Here is a 16,620-nt window from a genome sequence, read left to right as displayed (position 1 = left end):
ACAACAGTATTTCATCGAGCCAAAAACTTTAATTGAAGAGTTTGATCATGGCTCAGATTGAACGCTGGCGGCAGGCCTAACACATGCAAGTCGAGCGGCAGCGACAATAAAGATTCTTCGGATGATTTATTGGGCGGCGAGCGGCGGACGGGTGAGTAATGGCTGGGAACCTGCCTGGTAGAGGGGGATAACCACTGGAAACGGTGGCTAATACCGCATGACGTCTACGGACCAAAGAGGGGGACCTTCGGGCCTCTCGCTACCGGATGGGCCCAGTTGGGATTAGCTAGTTGGTGGGGTAAAGGCTCACCAAGGCGACGATCCCTAGCTGGTTTGAGAGGATGATCAGCCACACTGGAACTGAGACACGGTCCAGACTCCTACGGGAGGCAGCAGTGGGGAATATTGCACAATGGGCGCAAGCCTGATGCAGCCATGCCGCGTGTGTGAAGAAGGCCTTCGGGTTGTAAAGCACTTTCAGCCGTGAGGAAGGCATTGTACTTAATACGTGCAGTGTTTGACGTTAGCGGCAGAAGAAGCACCGGCTAACTCCGTGCCAGCAGCCGCGGTAATACGGAGGGTGCGAGCGTTAATCGGAATTACTGGGCGTAAAGCGCATGCAGGCGGTCTGTTAAGCAAGATGTGAAAGCCCCGGGCTTAACCTGGGAACCGCATTTTGAACTGGCAGGCTAGAGTCTTGTAGAGGGGGGTAGAATTTCAGGTGTAGCGGTGAAATGCGTAGAGATCTGAAGGAATACCGGTGGCGAAGGCGGCCCCCTGGACAAAGACTGACGCTCAGATGCGAAAGCGTGGGGAGCAAACAGGATTAGATACCCTGGTAGTCCACGCCGTAAACGATGTCTACTTGGAGGCTGTAGTCTAGAACTGTGGCTTTCGGAGCTAACGCGTTAAGTAGACCGCCTGGGGAGTACGGTCGCAAGATTAAAACTCAAATGAATTGACGGGGGCCCGCACAAGCGGTGGAGCATGTGGTTTAATTCGATGCAACGCGAAGAACCTTACCTACTCTTGACATCCAGAGAACTTTCCAGAGATGGATTGGTGCCTTCGGGAGCTCTGAGACAGGTGCTGCATGGCTGTCGTCAGCTCGTGTTGTGAAATGTTGGGTTAAGTCCCGCAACGAGCGCAACCCTTATCCTTGTTTGCCAGCGAGTAATGTCGGGAACTCCAGGGAGACTGCCGGTGATAAACCGGAGGAAGGTGGGGACGACGTCAAGTCATCATGGCCCTTACGAGTAGGGCTACACACGTGCTACAATGGCATATACAGAGGGCAGCGAGACAGCGATGTGAAGCGAATCCCAGAAAGTATGTCGTAGTCCGGATTGGAGTCTGCAACTCGACTCCATGAAGTCGGAATCGCTAGTAATCGTGGATCAGAATGCCACGGTGAATACGTTCCCGGGCCTTGTACACACCGCCCGTCACACCATGGGAGTGGGCTGCACCAGAAGTAGATAGCTTAACCTTCGGGAGGGCGTTTACCACGGTGTGGTTCATGACTGGGGTGAAGTCGTAACAAGGTAGCCCTAGGGGAACCTGGGGCTGGATCACCTCCTTAACGATACTATTAATGCTAGTGTCCACACAGATTGCTACGGTCGAAATGATAAAGAAGGTAAAAAGCCCTAATGAATGACACTGTCATTGATTAGCGCTTTTTGCGCTGTTCTCGAAAGAGAAATGCTCTTTAAAAATCTGGAAAGCTGACTAAACAAACTCAATGAGTTTGTTTGTAAAAGTTCTCAAATGTTGATTCTTCGGAATTAACACCAAACACATTCAAGTGTTCTTGGTTTCATCCTTCCTTGGAAGTGATGAACAATATTTGAGTCCGGCGAAATCGTTCATCGCTTTATGTTTCCGCTTTTTAAGAAAAAGCAGAGGCAAAAAGGGTGAACATGTTCTTATTAGAACACCTTGGTTGTTTAAACATACGAAACCTCTTGGGGTTGTATGGTTAAGTGACTAAGCGTACACGGTGGATGCCTTGGCAGTCAGAGGCGATGAAGGACGTAGTAACTTGCGATAAGCCCAGATAAGGCAGTAACAGCCATTTGAATCTGGGATTTCCGAATGGGGAAACCCACTGGCATCAGCCAGTATCCCACACTGAATACATAGGTGTGTGGAGGCGAACTCGGGGAACTGAAACATCTAAGTACCCGAAGGAAAAGAAATCAATTGAGATTCCGGCAGTAGCGGCGAGCGACCCCGGATTAGCCCTTAAGCGTTTTATGAGTTAGTGGAAGCCTCTGGAAAGTGGCGCGATACAGGGTGATAGCCCCGTACACGACGGCTTGTTTAACGTGAAAACGAGTAGGACGGGACACGTGTTATCTTGTCTGAAGATGGGGGGACCATCCTCCAAGGCTAAATACTCCTGACTGACCGATAGTGAACCAGTACCGTGAGGGAAAGGCGAAAAGAACCCCTGTGAGGGGAGTGAAATAGAACCTGAAACCGTGTACGTACAAGCAGTGGGAGCCCACTTGTTGGGTGACTGCGTACCTTTTGTATAATGGGTCAGCGACTTACGTTATGTAGCAAGGTTAACCGTATAGGGGAGCCGTAGGGAAACCGAGTCTTAACTGGGCGAATGAGTTGCATGACGTAGACCCGAAACCGAGTGATCTAGCCATGGGCAGGTTGAAGATTGAGTAACATCAATTGGAGGACCGAACCGACTAATGTTGAAAAATTAGCGGATGACTTGTGGCTAGGGGTGAAAGGCCAATCAAACTCGGAGATAGCTGGTTCTCCCCGAAAGCTATTTAGGTAGCGCCTCGGACGAATACTACTGGGGGTAGAGCACTGTTAAGGCTAGGGGGTCATCCCGACTTACCAACCCTTTGCAAACTCCGAATACCAGTAAGTACTATCCGGGAGACACACGGCGGGTGCTAACGTCCGTCGTGGAGAGGGAAACAACCCAGACCGCCAGCTAAGGTCCCAAAGTTATCGCTAAGTGGGAAACGATGTGGGAAGGCTCAGACAGCCAGGATGTTGGCTTAGAAGCAGCCATCATTTAAAGAAAGCGTAATAGCTCACTGGTCGAGTCGGCCTGCGCGGAAGATGTAACGGGGCTAAGCGATACACCGAAGCTGCGGCAGATATTTATATCTGGGTAGGGGAGCGTTCTGTAAGCCGTTGAAGGTGGTCTGTAAGGGCTGCTGGAGGTATCAGAAGTGCGAATGCTGACATGAGTAACGACAAAGGGGGTGAAAAACCTCCTCGCCGGAAGACCAAGGGTTCCTGTCCAACGTTAATCGGGGCAGGGTAAGTCGGCCCCTAAGGCGAGGCCGAAAGGCGTAGTCGATGGGAAACGGGTTAATATTCCCGTACTGCTGATAACTGCGATGGGGGGACGGAGAAGGCTAGGTGGGCCTCGCGACGGTTGTCGAGGTTCAAGTGCGTAGGTGGGTGTCTTAGGTAAATCCGGGACGCTATACACTGAGACACGATGTCGAGTCACTACGGTGATGAAGTCATTGATGCCATGCTTCCGGGAAAAGCCTCTAAGCTTCAGGTTATCAGGAACCGTACCCCAAACCGACACAGGTGGTCGGGTAGAGAATACCAAGGCGCTTGAGAGAACTCGGGTGAAGGAACTAGGCAAAATGGTACCGTAACTTCGGGAGAAGGTACGCTCTCGACGGTGAAGTCCCTTGCGGATGGAGCTATTGAGAGTCGCAGATACCAGGTGGCTGCAACTGTTTATTAAAAACATAGCACTGTGCAAAATCGAAAGATGACGTATACGGTGTGACGCCTGCCCGGTGCCGGAAGGTTAATTGATGGGGTTAGACTTCGGTCGAAGCTCTTGATCGAAGCCCCGGTAAACGGCGGCCGTAACTATAACGGTCCTAAGGTAGCGAAATTCCTTGTCGGGTAAGTTCCGACCTGCACGAATGGCGTAATGATGGCCACGCTGTCTCCACCCGAGACTCAGTGAAATTGAAATCGCAGTGAAGATGCTGTGTACCCGCGGCTAGACGGAAAGACCCCGTGAACCTTTACTACAGCTTGGCACTGAACATTGAGCCTACATGTGTAGGATAGGTGGGAGGCTTTGAAACACAGACGCCAGTTTGTGTGGAGCCGACCTTGAAATACCACCCTTGTATGTTTGATGTTCTAACTTAGGCCCCTTATCGGGGTTGAGGACAGTGCCTGGTGGGTAGTTTGACTGGGGCGGTCTCCTCCCAAAGCGTAACGGAGGAGCACGAAGGTGGGCTAATCACGGTCGGACATCGTGAGGTTAGTGCAATGGCATAAGCCCGCTTGACTGCGAGAATGACGGTTCGAGCAGGTGCGAAAGCAGGTCATAGTGATCCGGTGGTTCTGAATGGAAGGGCCATCGCTCAACGGATAAAAGGTACTCCGGGGATAACAGGCTGATACCGCCCAAGAGTTCATATCGACGGCGGTGTTTGGCACCTCGATGTCGGCTCATCACATCCTGGGGCTGAAGTCGGTCCCAAGGGTATGGCTGTTCGCCATTTAAAGTGGTACGCGAGCTGGGTTTAGAACGTCGTGAGACAGTTCGGTCCCTATCTGCCGTGGGCGTTGGATGATTGAGAGGGGCTGCTCCTAGTACGAGAGGACCGGAGTGGACGAACCTCTGGTGTTCGGGTTGTCACGCCAGTGGCATTGCCCGGTAGCTAAGTTCGGAATCGATAACCGCTGAAAGCATCTAAGCGGGAAGCGAGCCTCAAGATGAGTCATCCCTAGGGCTTTAAGTCCTCTAAAGGGTTGTTGGAGACGACGACGTAGATAGGTCAGGTGTGTAAGCGCTGCGAGGCGTTGAGCTAACTGATACTAATTGCCCGTGAGGCTTAACCATACAACACCCAAGGGGTTTTGACGGACTCGAATAAGAACGTTGAATGTGTAAGAACGAGAACAAAGACAGTCACTTTCCAAGATTTTGGTTTTTACCTTTTTTAAAAAGGTGAAGACTTAGCAGAATTTGCTTGGCGACCATAGCGTTATGGACCCACCTGACTCCATGCCGAACTCAGTAGTGAAACGTAACAGCGCCGATGGTAGTGTGGGGTCTCCCCATGTGAGAGTAGGACATCGCCAGGCTTCCAATACAGTCGAAAAGGCCATCCGCAAGGATGGCCTTTTTGCGTTTGTCTTTTCTCAAAGCTCTCTTTTTCTCCTTTAATCACCACTCAATTATCCGAATTAACGAGATTTGAGATCTCGGCTGCCTAAATCTTCCCAATATTAATTTTTGTTAATGCTGTTAAAAGGTCACGTTAATCGCACTCGCTCTACTCTGACATGGTCATTTTAACGTTCAGAAATGGCCTAACAGATTGAAATGGAGGGAGTGTTAACGTGAATATTTTGGGATATTTACAACAAGTCGGTAAGGCATTAATGGTGCCGATTGCCGTGCTGCCCGCGGGCGGCTTAATGTTGGGATTGGGCTATGCCATTGACCCAGCTGGTTGGGGAGCGAATAGTCCACTGGCAACCATCTTAGTGTTTGGTGGGAAAGGGATAATGGATAACCAGGCTTGGCTGTTTGCAGCAGGCGTCGCCTACGGTCTAGCTAAAGATAACAATGGTGCGGCAGCACTGTCTGGTCTTCTGGGTCTTCTCATTGTGGAAATGGTTGTTGGGAACATCAATGTGATTTCCCAGATAACCAGCGTACCGGTCGCTGATATGTCTCAAGCTCAGGTTATTGCCTCAGGGGCTGCGGTAAGTGCCTTTACCGGCATATTAATGGGAATTGTGGCGGCGGTTTTATATAACCGATTCCACAATATTCAGTTGCCTACGGCACTGGGCTTCTTTGGTGGTCGGCGCTTTGTACCTATCGTTACCTCTTTCTCTGCGATTGGCATCAGTATCTTGATGGTGTACGTGTGGCCGACAGTTTATGGTGCTTTGGTTAACTTTGGTATCGCTATCTCTGAAATGGGCGCAGTAGGAGCGGGTGTCTATGGCTTCTTTAACCGTCTATTGATTCCAGTTGGCCTTCACCATGCACTGAACCAAGTATTTATCTTTGATCTTGTTGGGATCAGCGATATTTCAAAATTTTGGTCTGGAACCGGTGAGTTGGGCGTGACGGGCATGTATCAGGCGGGCTTTTTCCCAGTAATGGGTTACGGTTTGCCAGCCGCATGTTTGGCAATGTACCACTGTGCAAAACCAGAAAATAAAGCGAAGGTTGGCGGCATTTTGGGTGCTGCTGCGGTAACCGCAATAATCACCGGTGTGACAGAGCCCATCGAATTCGCCTTTATGTTTGTCGCACCTGTGTTGTATGTCATTCACGCTGTACTGACAGGGTTGTCGCTCTTTATTGCGGCGAGCATGCAGTGGTTTGCTGGATTTACCTTCTCTGGCGGTTTGATTGACTTCGTGCTGTCGTTCAACTTGCCGCTTGCCATTAAGCCTTACATGCTGATTGTTCAAGGTCTGTGTTTTGCTGCTATTTACTATGCAGTATTCCGCTTTGCTATCGAGAAGTTTGACCTGAAAACGCCAGGTAGGGAATCGGTTGATGCGAAACAGCAGTTATTACCAGTCGATGATCGCGCTGAAGCTTATGTGTCAGCATTGGGAGGAAGAAGTAACCTTGTGAGCATAGACGCTTGTATCACACGTCTTCGTTTAACGCTGAAAGATGTCAACCGTATTGACGAGGAAACACTGACCGAACTAGGTGCTCTGGGTGTGGTAAAACTGGGTGATAAGAACCTGCAGGTTATCGTTGGAACAGAAGCGGAGTTAATTGCACAAGCCATGGCAAACGGACATGAAAGTGCTGTTGCTGCAAGTTAAATGATTGCTCCTACTCAGCATGGGTTTGGATCGGGTCCAACAAGATCCGAACCCTGGTTCCTGGATGGTTATCTCGAATCAAAAGACTCGCTTTATGCCGACTGACAACCGCATCGACTAAAGCTAATCCGAGTCCGCAGCCGGATTCAGTTCGGCTTTTATCTGCACGATACATTGGTTTGCATACAGATAGTTTGTCTTCATCGTTTATCCCGATACCATTGTCAGTAACCACAACACCATAGCTATCAACAACCACTTCAATGGTCCCTTGCTCCGGCGTGTACTTAACTGCGTTCTCAATCAAATTAAATACTGCGCGGAATAGGAGAGAGCGATCCCCTTTCAACTGGCATATTTGGTCTTGGCGAAAGGAGAGTGTTTGCTGTTTTTGTTCAATTAGAGGTTGGATAAACTCGATGGCATCTCGAGTCACCAAACTCAAATCTACGCTTTGTTCTTCAATCTTTGTCTCAAGGGTATTAAGTTTGGCGATCTCTAGCATGCTATTGAACATGGAGAGCAGCAGTTCAAGCTCATCATGACAGGCTCCAATGTCTTTGGCTTGGTCGGGAAGAAGCGTCGGACTATCTAGTGTTTGTTCTAACCTAAGTTTCAATCTAGCCATCGGTGTTCGCATGTCATGAGCGAGACCTGTTGTTAGAGAGCGCAAAGTAGCTTCATTCTTCGTCATCTGCTCAATCATAAAGTTGAGATGAATCGCGAGGATGTCAAACTCGTCATCTCTGCGGGAAACGGAGAGCTTCACATCACTTTCCCCGCAGACAAACCGATTCATTGCAAGGTTCACCCGTTCTAATCTCCGCTGAATTTGAACGCTGAAAGAAAAGGCGACAATGAGCATGAAAGCGATTGGTAGCAAAATGCCAGAGAAGACGATAGGCACAAGTGCATTCCGAAAGGCTTCTAACTTGGCAGGATCTACACGAACCTCTAAGTGGTAGTCTGGAGCTAGAGAGATTTGAGTGTTGGATTGAGGTAGTCGGTGCATTGGGTATTCACCTACCTGAATAGATGGGCTATCCCTTAGCTGGTAATAAAAAAGTCGCTCTGTGGTTTTCTTTGCTGCCAAGAGTTGCTCAACATCGTATCGGTTGGATCGAGCCGCATATTTAAACTCGGAGATCTCATCATTAAGCTGATCTGTCAGTTGCTCTCTGTGAAAGGCCTCTGAATCCGTGTAAACCTGATAAATGACGACGACATTTATCGAAGCAATCAAGAGAAAAAGTCCCACCAAAGTTCTGAAGACAGATGAGCGGGTTAGTGTGTAGTTATCGGCGAAGAACATAACCTGCTCCGCGCACTGTGTGCAAAATACCTGAACAGCCAGCCTCTTCGAGTTTTTTACGCAGATTCGCTATGTGCACATCAATAACATTGGTCTTAGGATCAAAATGATAGCTCCAAATAGCCTCAAACAGACGCATACGAGACACCACCTGCTCGTTGTGTTCAATGAAATATTGAAGCAAACGCAGCTCTTTGGGCTGTAAGGAGAGCTGGTGATGATGGCATTGGGCACTATGTGTTTTCAGGTTGATCTTGAGACAGTCGTAAACCAGCTCACTAGTAACAGGTTGATGACGATGTGCTCTGTTGATAATGATATCTACGCGGGCAATCAATTCTGCAAGGGCAAAAGGTTTGGTGAGATAGTCATCGCTCCCAGCGGTTAGGCCATCCACTTTGTCTTTGACGCTATCTAGTGCACTAAGAATAAGAATGGGAAGCTCGGGCTCTGCAGACTTCAGCGCGGTAAGTACTTTCATCCCATCGAGGTTTGGTAGCATGCGATCGAGTATGACCAACTGATACTGGCTGCTCAGTGCCATCATCAGACCATTTTGGCCATCTTCGGCGATATCAACAGCATACCCATGCTCTTTCAGCGCCTTGGCAATAAAGTCTCTTGTTGTAATGTCGTCTTCAACGATGAGTATTTTCATGTCCCCTCCATAGGTGTATGAATATCTTACGTTTTACTCATTACACTACTTATAAATAAAAACAGGCTCGCACTGAGAATGCGAGCCAACGCCAGTTTGGGGGAACTGTAATTTTCTAAATTCGCCAGTCTGCAAATGCTGACGTGGAAATAGCTTAGCGAAGATTGAATTAACCGAGGGTGGATGAAAGGTTAATTATTGTTAAGGTTAGAAATTTAAGCCCGTACTGTGCTTGATATGCCAACTCTGCCCACAATAAAAAACGCCTTGGTCATTAATGACCAAGGCGTTGTAGTAAATAAGCGGAGCGTTATTTCACTTCAGCAACTCGGCTTGAGCGATCTCCTGAGACGGTGCGAATAAGTGCACTAGTCACTGCAGGCGCTTGATTCGCATCATAGGCTTGCCAGCTTTGACCATTGTCAACGGAGTATTCAATCGGAAGACCAGGGAAAGCACTGTTCGCTTTCAATACGCCAGCTTCGATGATGCCGCCAGGTACTGGCAAGTTAAAGGCGATACCACCTTCTTCCAGACTAGGCATGATGTTTTTCGCAACAAGGTTTGCGAACTGATTGTAGCCAGCATTACGTGCTGCCTCATCAACCAACTTGCCGTCTGCATCGTGAGCTTCCCATGATGCCGAATGCCAAGCACGCTCTGCCAACGCGATTGCGCGAGGGAAGGTCATGCCTTCGAACTGCGCTTCAGTACGGATAGTTTCACTCCAGATAGAGCCCTGAAGTCCCAGAACGTTTTCTGGACGCTCAAGTGTTTTCACACCAGCTGCGTTGAGGACTTCTTCTTTAGTGATTGGCGCGCCAGCACGGGTAAAGTCGGCATTCGCGTACAAGTCATCTGGCATAAAGCCGAATGACTTACGGGTGTCAGTGAAACGTGGCGCCCAGTAATAACCGCGCTCTTCTGGATCTGGCTCATGTGGGTGGTCGAAGTAGAAGTGAGTTGCTTGGTTATAAATGACGCCATAGCCATTGTTGGCAAGATTGTAAGCGCGGTCTGCAACGCCCCATTCCCAGATGTTCTGCCAAGCATTACCAGCCACCTGTGCGTTCACCATTTCACCACGTGGGTAAACTTTGTTGTTGTGCATCAGGCCATCTTCCCAACCACCCAAATCAAGGTTGTGGCTCGCCGTAATGGCAGAGATACGTTCAACGAAGTATTGGCTTAGCTCGTCAATGGTAGAGATGCCATGGCTGTTATCTGCAAGGAATGCCTGACAGACAGGAGAGTCTTTCCATGCACCAGCGATTTCATCACCACCGAAGTGGAAGGTTTTGAGTGGTTGAATATCCTGATGAAGGGCAACCAATGAACCAACAACGGTATCAACGAAGTTGTAGGTTGATTCCATACAAACGTTCATGGCGTTATCAGTGAACATCTGTACTGACAGATATTCTGTAGTGTCGTCAGGATCGCTCAGGCGGAACTCATTGGCTTTGACCAAATCACCTTGCGCGGCAAATTTCTCAAAGCGTGCGTCCATCGCTTTGATAGCGGCGTGCGCGTGGCCCGGCATATCAACTTCAGGGATTACCTCAATGCTTAGCGCTTTAGCAGCGGCCAGGATTTCCTTGTAGTCAGCCTGGGTGTAGAAGCCATTGGATTCGGCTGTGCCATCAGGGCCAGCGCCAAGGAATGGCAATACACATGTGGTTTCAGTAAGGTCATGACAGCGTTTTGAGCCAACGTCAGCGAGTTCTGGCAACTCTGGGATTTCAATACGCCATGCTTCATCGTCACTCAGGCGAAGATGCAGTTTATTCAGTTTCACTGCCGCCATCTGATCGAGTAATTCCAATACAGACTCTTTGCTGCGGAAGTTACGTGCTGCGTCAATGGAAAGTCCACGGTAAGCAAAGCGTGGGGCATCAGCGATTGACGCTTCAGGCACAGTGCCGTTGTCTGTTAATTGAATAAGTGATTGTGCAGCATACAAGGCACCTGCGGCATCAACAGCGTTGATCTCAATCTTTTCTTCTGCTGCGGATACACTCAACTCGTAAGCTTCTTCCCATTTGGGTTTACCATCAATGGTGACTTGCCCCCAGCCAACATGAATCACTTTGGATTGATTTGGAGACCAAGGCGCTGCGGTTAAGCCAAACTGCTTAGCGATAAACTCTGCCTGGGTTTGGTAACCATTGTCATAAACCACTACCCAAGATGGATCGATAGTGAGCTCACCTTCCCCGAAGCTAATTGAAGCAGGTGTAGGGATAACCCCCTTTGCGTCAGCAATCTTGCTGAGATCGCTGTTTTTCGCGTAACGATCGGCAGCGGTGAACGGGTCGTAGAAATCTGTGATGCTGCCGCCATAGCGCTTCCACTGTAGTTCAGTGTCAAAATCTGAAACGAAAGGTAGCTCTTCACCTGGTTTAGTTGGTACTTCACCATTGATGATGTTGCTTGTGCTAGCAATCAGAGCGGTATCACCATTGTCGGAAACCAGATACCAGTTTGGCATAACGTCGGTTTTCGCGACTTGCCAGAATTCGGATAAGAATTCGATATCAAGTGACTGTCCCGGTGCGAGGGGAGAAAAAGAAGCGGTAGGTTCGATCTTGAAGATATCACCGTTAACGTGAGAAACCTTAAGCGTGTCTGTTGCTAAAGGTTTGATCATGCGGATGTGGCTGAAGTAAATAGCCCATCCTGACGATGGCAGCGCGGTTGCGCTGTCATTGGTGAGAGAAATGACGCCTTTAAATGTACGCCACTCATCTTGCTGGTTATCGATGACTGAGTACGTCAGGTCGAGACCTTGGCCCAACTGAGTTAACTCCTGCGAAGAGACTGCATAACTCGGTGCCGCTAATACTCCAGATACAGCGGCCGCCAATAAAGCGTGTTTTAACATCAGTTTGCTCCTTTAATTTCTAACGCGAAATAAATCATAGAAAAGCATAACGATGAAAAAAGGCAGGGTAATTAGTTGCGAGGGAAGACTTTTCCTTTTGCAAATGCGGTCATCGATTGACGCTGAAATGGAGGGCATTTCAATATAATGTTTTCGTTGACCGCACAATGTACAGAAAAATGACTATACATGTCGTCTAATATGCGCTCTTTATTTCTCCCCTTTAATTTATTCAAATTTCATATTTTCAATATCTTGTTTTGAAGCAAAGCTTCGCCTTTGATCAAACTAGAATGAAATGTTGTGACTAGGTTTTCATATTAATTTTTGCATTCATGATGAGATATATACCCAAACAATCTGAAGATGCTCGCATTCAGAGGTCATCAATGCGTTCAATTCGAGGCAAATTTTACGAGGAATAGTCATTCTATTTCCGTGGAATTTAACGAAGAAGTGGGCGCATTGAGGCCCTCCCTTCGGGCGAGTTGACTGACGCCGTGCTCTTTGTTGTTCCTTTTCGATGGAGATGGCTACACCTACAAAGGAACGCCGCGATCACAACGCCAGTCAAACTCGCTGAATCCTGCATCTTCAGGTTGTTTGGGTATCTGAAAACGCAGTGACGGAGAAGAATGATGAAGAGATTACTTGGCGTTACGATGTCGGCCTCTCTGCTGGCCGCTTGTGCTTCCCCATTGCCTCACCAATATGCGTGTGAGGATGGCCAGGTGTTCGGTGCTATGGTGCTGTCAGACTACGCGTTGATTAATGTCAATGATGCTGAGTATGAACTCCCCCGAATTCGATCTGCTTCCGGCGCGCAATATGAACTGGAAGATGGCTCTGTGGGGCTATATACAAAAGGAGATGACGCTATGCTGGTTGTCGGTGACCTCTCTTTCCGTGAATGCACCCTCAGCAGATAAAAGAAAGGGTAGCTAAGCTACCCTTGTTGCAAAAACCTTTCGGTTTGCAGGAATGAACAGCATTGTTGCCAATTTAGTGGATTAACCTGTTCATTTTTGACATCAAACGTACAGGAACTCTTTGATTTGTTGAACCAGAGCCTCCGCGGTGTCTTTGTCTTCCCACTCCACGAAAATACGCAGTAGTGGCTCGGTGCCTGAGAAGCGCGCCAATGCCCAACCGCCGTTCTTGAAGTAAACCTTCAGGCCGTCGGCATAGCTGACTTTTTCAATCTCATAAGCGAATTCTGGCAGCGCTTTTTCTACATAAATCTTGTTGTAGAGTTCTTCGCGCTGAGAAGCTTTGAACGTGCAATCACCTTCAGCTGTGTAGGCGTAGCCATACTTGCTGTAGATTTCATCAAGTAATTCAGATAGCTTCTTGCCCGTTACGCTGATCATTTCCACCAATAAGCTTGAAGCGAATACGCCATCTTTACCTTTGATGTGACCGCGGATTGTCAGGCCCCCAGAGCTTTCGCCGCCAATTAGAGAGTCATCTGCTTCCATTTGTGAACTGATGTGCTTGAAGCCAACAGGCACTTCAAAACTCTTCTCGTCATGGTCTGCGGCGACTTTATCCAGCAGGTGAGTGGTCGCAATGTTACGTACAACAGAGCCTTTCCAGCCTTTGTACTTCAGCATGTAGTAGTACAGCAGCAACAGGACTTCGTTCGGGTGAATGAAGTTACCTTTCTCGTCGATGATGCCAAGACGGTCTGCATCACCATCGGTACCAATACCGATGTCGTAACCTTCATGAGCAACCAAATGTTTCAGGCGATAAAGCGTTGCAGCACTTGGTGATGGCATCAAACCGCCGAAGCCTGGGTTTGCACCGTCGTTGATAACGTCAACATCACAGCGGCCAGAGATAAGAACGGTTTGCAGGGCGTTTTTCGCCACACCGAACATAGGGTCGATCAGCACGCGCAGGTTGGCTTTCTTGATCGCTTCAATGTCGATGAAATCAATAATCGAATCCACGAACTCGTTCATCGGGTTGATGATCTTGACCGAGCCTGCTTCAACCGCATCTTCGAAGTCGATGGTTTTCACATCGCTCAGTTGAAGTTGGCTGATTTGCTCTTCAATCTTCGCAGTGATGATTTCGTCTGCGTCACGGCCACCTTTGATAAAGACTTTGACGCCGTTGTAATCCGCAGGGTTGTGCGAAGCGGTGATACACGCCGAGTAGTGGGTTTCCATTTCCTTCGCCTTGAACATGACGATAGGGGTTGGAACGTATTTGTCGATAAAGCTAACGGTGATGCCGTTTGCAGCTAGCACGCTCGCAAACCATTCTGCCGCTTTGTCAGACAGGAAACGGCGGTCATAACCGATAACAAAACCAGGCTCGATCGCGTTTTCATTGATCATGATGTTGGCAAGGCTCTGGGCAACGAGTCGCACGTTATCGCGGGTAAACTCTTCGCCAATCAGTGCACGCCAGCCACCGGTACCAAATTGGATCATAGTTGAACTCCTTTAGAAACAGACAAATAACGGGGCTGATTCAGCCCCGTTTTTGTGATTAGCCCAGAACAACAACCACTTCGTTCACAGAGCCTGCAGCTTGTGCAGGAATTGCACCTTCAACAGTCTCACCGTTCAGAGTGATTGATTTCACGCCTTTGCTAACGCTGTTCGGGTTTTCAACCTTGATGTTGTAAGTCGCATCGCGCCATTCACGACGAACTTCGAAACCAGGCCAGCTTGTTGGGATACATGGGTCTACGATCAGACCGTCGAAACCGGTTTGTACACCAAGAATGAAGTTAGTTACTGCGAAGTAAGCCCAACCAGACGTACCTGTCAGCCATGGGTGGTTTGCGCGGCCATGGTTTTCGTGGTCACGTCCCATGATGAACTGAACGTAAGAGTACGGTTCAGCAACACGCTTCTCGATAATGTCGTTTTGGTTGAATGGGTTCAGTGCGTCGTAGAACTTCATCGCGCGGTCACCACGGCCCAGTTTGGTTTCTGCAACCCAAGCCCATGGGTTTGGATGCGAGAAGATTGCGCCGTTTTCTTTCACGCCCTGGTAAACGCGGGTTACGAAGCCAATGTCATCGTTTGGCGTTGCGAATGATGGGGAGTTCAGGTGCAGACCGTACTCACAGTAAAGGTTCTCATCAACCGCGTCCATGGCCTTCTCACCACGTTCTTGTGATGCCAGGCCAGATAGAACTGCCAGAGTGTTTGACTCAAGGTGAACACGACCTTCAGCTTGTTGCGCTGTACCGATCTTGTCGCCATCTTTTGTCAGACCACGGATATACCAGCCACCTTCATCATCCCAAAGGTGTTTTTCACACGCTTCACGAAGGTTTGCTGCCATTTCGGTGTACTTCTGAACGTCGGCTTCCTGGCCTTTGTATTTAGCCAGTTGGATGAACTCTTGCAGTGCCCAGAAGTGCAGGAATGATGTCATTGCTGACTCACCGCCACCCAGGTTCAGACAGTCGTTCCAGTCTGCACGCAGACCTTTACATATACCGGTTTGACCTACGTACTCAGCAGAGAAGTCCAGTGCTGCTTTCATGTGCTCGTAGACTGATGCATCACCACCATTTGCGTATGGAATCATCTCATCCAGGAAGCTCTCTTCGCCAGTTTCCTGAATGTAGTTAATGATGGTTGGTACAATCCACAGGTGGTCGTCAGAACAGGTGTCTTCGATACCGTGGATCTTATCTTCATCGCTTGGTGTTGGAACAACAGTCGGTGATTTAGATGGTTTAACGTCCGCTTTTTCTGGATCGAACCAGTCTGGATCGAACAGGTGCAAACCGTAGCCTTCTTTCACCTGACCACGCAGCAGATCCACCAGACGTTTACGCGTCATGTGCGGGTTTGCGTGAGGAACTGAAATCGCATCTTGCGCGGTATCGCGGTAGCCCAGACCAGTACGACCACCTACTTCGATGAACGATGCGAAGCGAGACCAAACCACACAAGTTTCTGCCTGGTACAGAGTCCATGCGTTGATCATGGTGTCCAGACCTTCGTTTGGTGAGGTTACCTGGAACTTGTTACAACGCTCATCCCAGTGGCCTTTGATTGCTGCAAATGCAGCATCAACGTTCGCCATATCCTGGTATTTCGCACGTAGACGCTGACCTTCGCCTTTGCCAATGCCCAGCAGGAACACGAAGCGAACTTCTTCACCTGGCTGAATAACGAATTGCTTGTGCAGTGAACCACAGTGGTTGTAACAGGTTTGAACGTGGTTTGAACAACGGCCGTTCTCTACTGCAATTGGGTTTGCTTCGTCACGGTACATGCCCAGGAAGCTATCACGCTGACCGTCGTAGCTGTCAGGGTCGAAGCTAGACGCCATGTAGTAGAAACCTTCGTAATCATTGGTGTTGTAGTACAGGTCGTACTCAATCACACCGTCGTTGTACGAAGTGCCTGCAGAGTAAAGGCTCATCTGATGATTCTGGTTATCAGACTGGATGTGGCTGAATGAGAACTCAACGAAAGAGAATGCACTGATAGTACGAGGTTTGTCGCCGTCGTTCTTGATCTTCACGTCCCAGATTTGTGCGTCTTCGCCTTTTGGTACGAACAGCGTTTTCTGTGCGGTGATGCCGTTGTACTCACACTTGAACTTAGAGTAAGACAGGCCGTGACGCACTTCGTACGACGCTTCTTCCAGGCTTTTAGCCACTGGCTGCCAAGAGATTGACCAGTAGTCGCCAGTCTCGTCATCACGCAGGTATACGTAGTGGCCTGGACGGTCAAAGGTACCGTTTGGACGGAATTTGGTCACGCGGTTGTACTCAGGGCTGTTGTAGAACGAGTAGCCACCTGCGTTGTGTGAAATAACGGTACAGAACTTTTCTGTACCTAAATAGTTGGTCCATGGCGCCGGTACGTCAGGGCGGGTAATGACATATTCCCGGTTGTCGTTATCAAAGAAGCCGTATTTCATGGCATGTATCCTTCTACAAATCTCAAA

At 48.9% G+C, this 16,620-nt stretch carries 7 protein-coding genes and 3 rRNA genes; 5 read left to right on the top strand and 5 right to left on the bottom strand.

Translation table 11 applies throughout. The features are described from left to right. Positions 1-29: 29 nt before the first annotated feature. From K6Q96_RS14555 to nagE, 4 genes are all read left to right on the top strand, one after another. Positions 30-1,582, top strand: a 16S ribosomal RNA gene (locus K6Q96_RS14555). A 397-nt stretch (positions 1,583-1,979) separates the two neighbouring features. Further along, positions 1,980-4,867, top strand: a 23S ribosomal RNA gene (locus K6Q96_RS14550). A gap of 129 nt (positions 4,868-4,996) precedes the next feature. Further along, positions 4,997-5,112, top strand: a 5S ribosomal RNA gene (gene rrf / locus K6Q96_RS14545). Together the 16S, 23S and 5S rRNA genes form the textbook arrangement of a ribosomal RNA operon. A gap of 258 nt (positions 5,113-5,370) precedes the next feature. Then, entirely contained in the window at positions 5,371-6,831 is a 1,461-nt protein-coding gene (gene nagE / locus K6Q96_RS14540; RefSeq protein ID WP_251876598.1) for an N-acetylglucosamine-specific PTS transporter subunit IIBC, read from the top strand. A 10-nt stretch (positions 6,832-6,841) separates the two neighbouring features. Here the strand turns inward: nagE and K6Q96_RS14535 are convergent, their stop codons facing one another. The 3 genes from K6Q96_RS14535 to K6Q96_RS14525 form a co-directional block, all read right to left on the bottom strand. Further along, positions 6,842-8,143, bottom strand: a complete 1,302-nt coding sequence (locus K6Q96_RS14535; protein WP_251876597.1) for a sensor histidine kinase — start codon at positions 8,141-8,143, stop codon at positions 6,842-6,844. Beyond that, the gene (locus K6Q96_RS14530; RefSeq protein WP_251876596.1) at positions 8,127-8,801 is read right to left on the bottom strand and encodes a response regulator transcription factor; all 675 of its coding nucleotides are present in this window, start codon (positions 8,799-8,801) and stop codon (positions 8,127-8,129) included. The genes K6Q96_RS14535 and K6Q96_RS14530 overlap by 17 nt, the downstream gene beginning before the upstream one ends. Before the next feature lie 310 nt (positions 8,802-9,111). Continuing rightward, entirely contained in the window at positions 9,112-11,685 is a 2,574-nt protein-coding gene (locus K6Q96_RS14525) for a beta-N-acetylhexosaminidase (RefSeq protein ID WP_251876595.1), read from the bottom strand. A 635-nt stretch (positions 11,686-12,320) separates the two neighbouring features. Here K6Q96_RS14525 and K6Q96_RS14520 point away from each other — a divergent pair. Next, a complete protein-coding gene (locus K6Q96_RS14520) occupies positions 12,321-12,614 on the top strand; it encodes an MliC family protein (protein WP_251876594.1) in 294 nt (97 codons plus the stop codon). A gap of 102 nt (positions 12,615-12,716) precedes the next feature. Here the strand turns inward: K6Q96_RS14520 and K6Q96_RS14515 are convergent, their stop codons facing one another. Further along, positions 12,717-14,129, bottom strand: coding sequence for a phosphoglucomutase/phosphomannomutase family protein (locus K6Q96_RS14515; protein ID WP_002540456.1), 1,413 nt, complete (start codon positions 14,127-14,129; stop codon positions 12,717-12,719). A 58-nt stretch (positions 14,130-14,187) separates the two neighbouring features. Continuing rightward, complete coding sequence (locus tag K6Q96_RS14510) at positions 14,188-16,593, bottom strand: glycoside hydrolase family 94 protein (protein ID WP_251876593.1); 2,406 nt, start codon at positions 16,591-16,593, stop codon at positions 14,188-14,190. Between the last annotated feature and the right edge of the window lie 27 nt (positions 16,594-16,620).

The organism is Grimontia kaedaensis (assembly GCF_023746615.1).
GTDB classification, from domain to species: Bacteria; Pseudomonadota; Gammaproteobacteria; order Enterobacterales; family Vibrionaceae; genus Enterovibrio; species Enterovibrio kaedaensis.
This window is presented reverse-complemented; position numbering and strand designations above follow the sequence as displayed.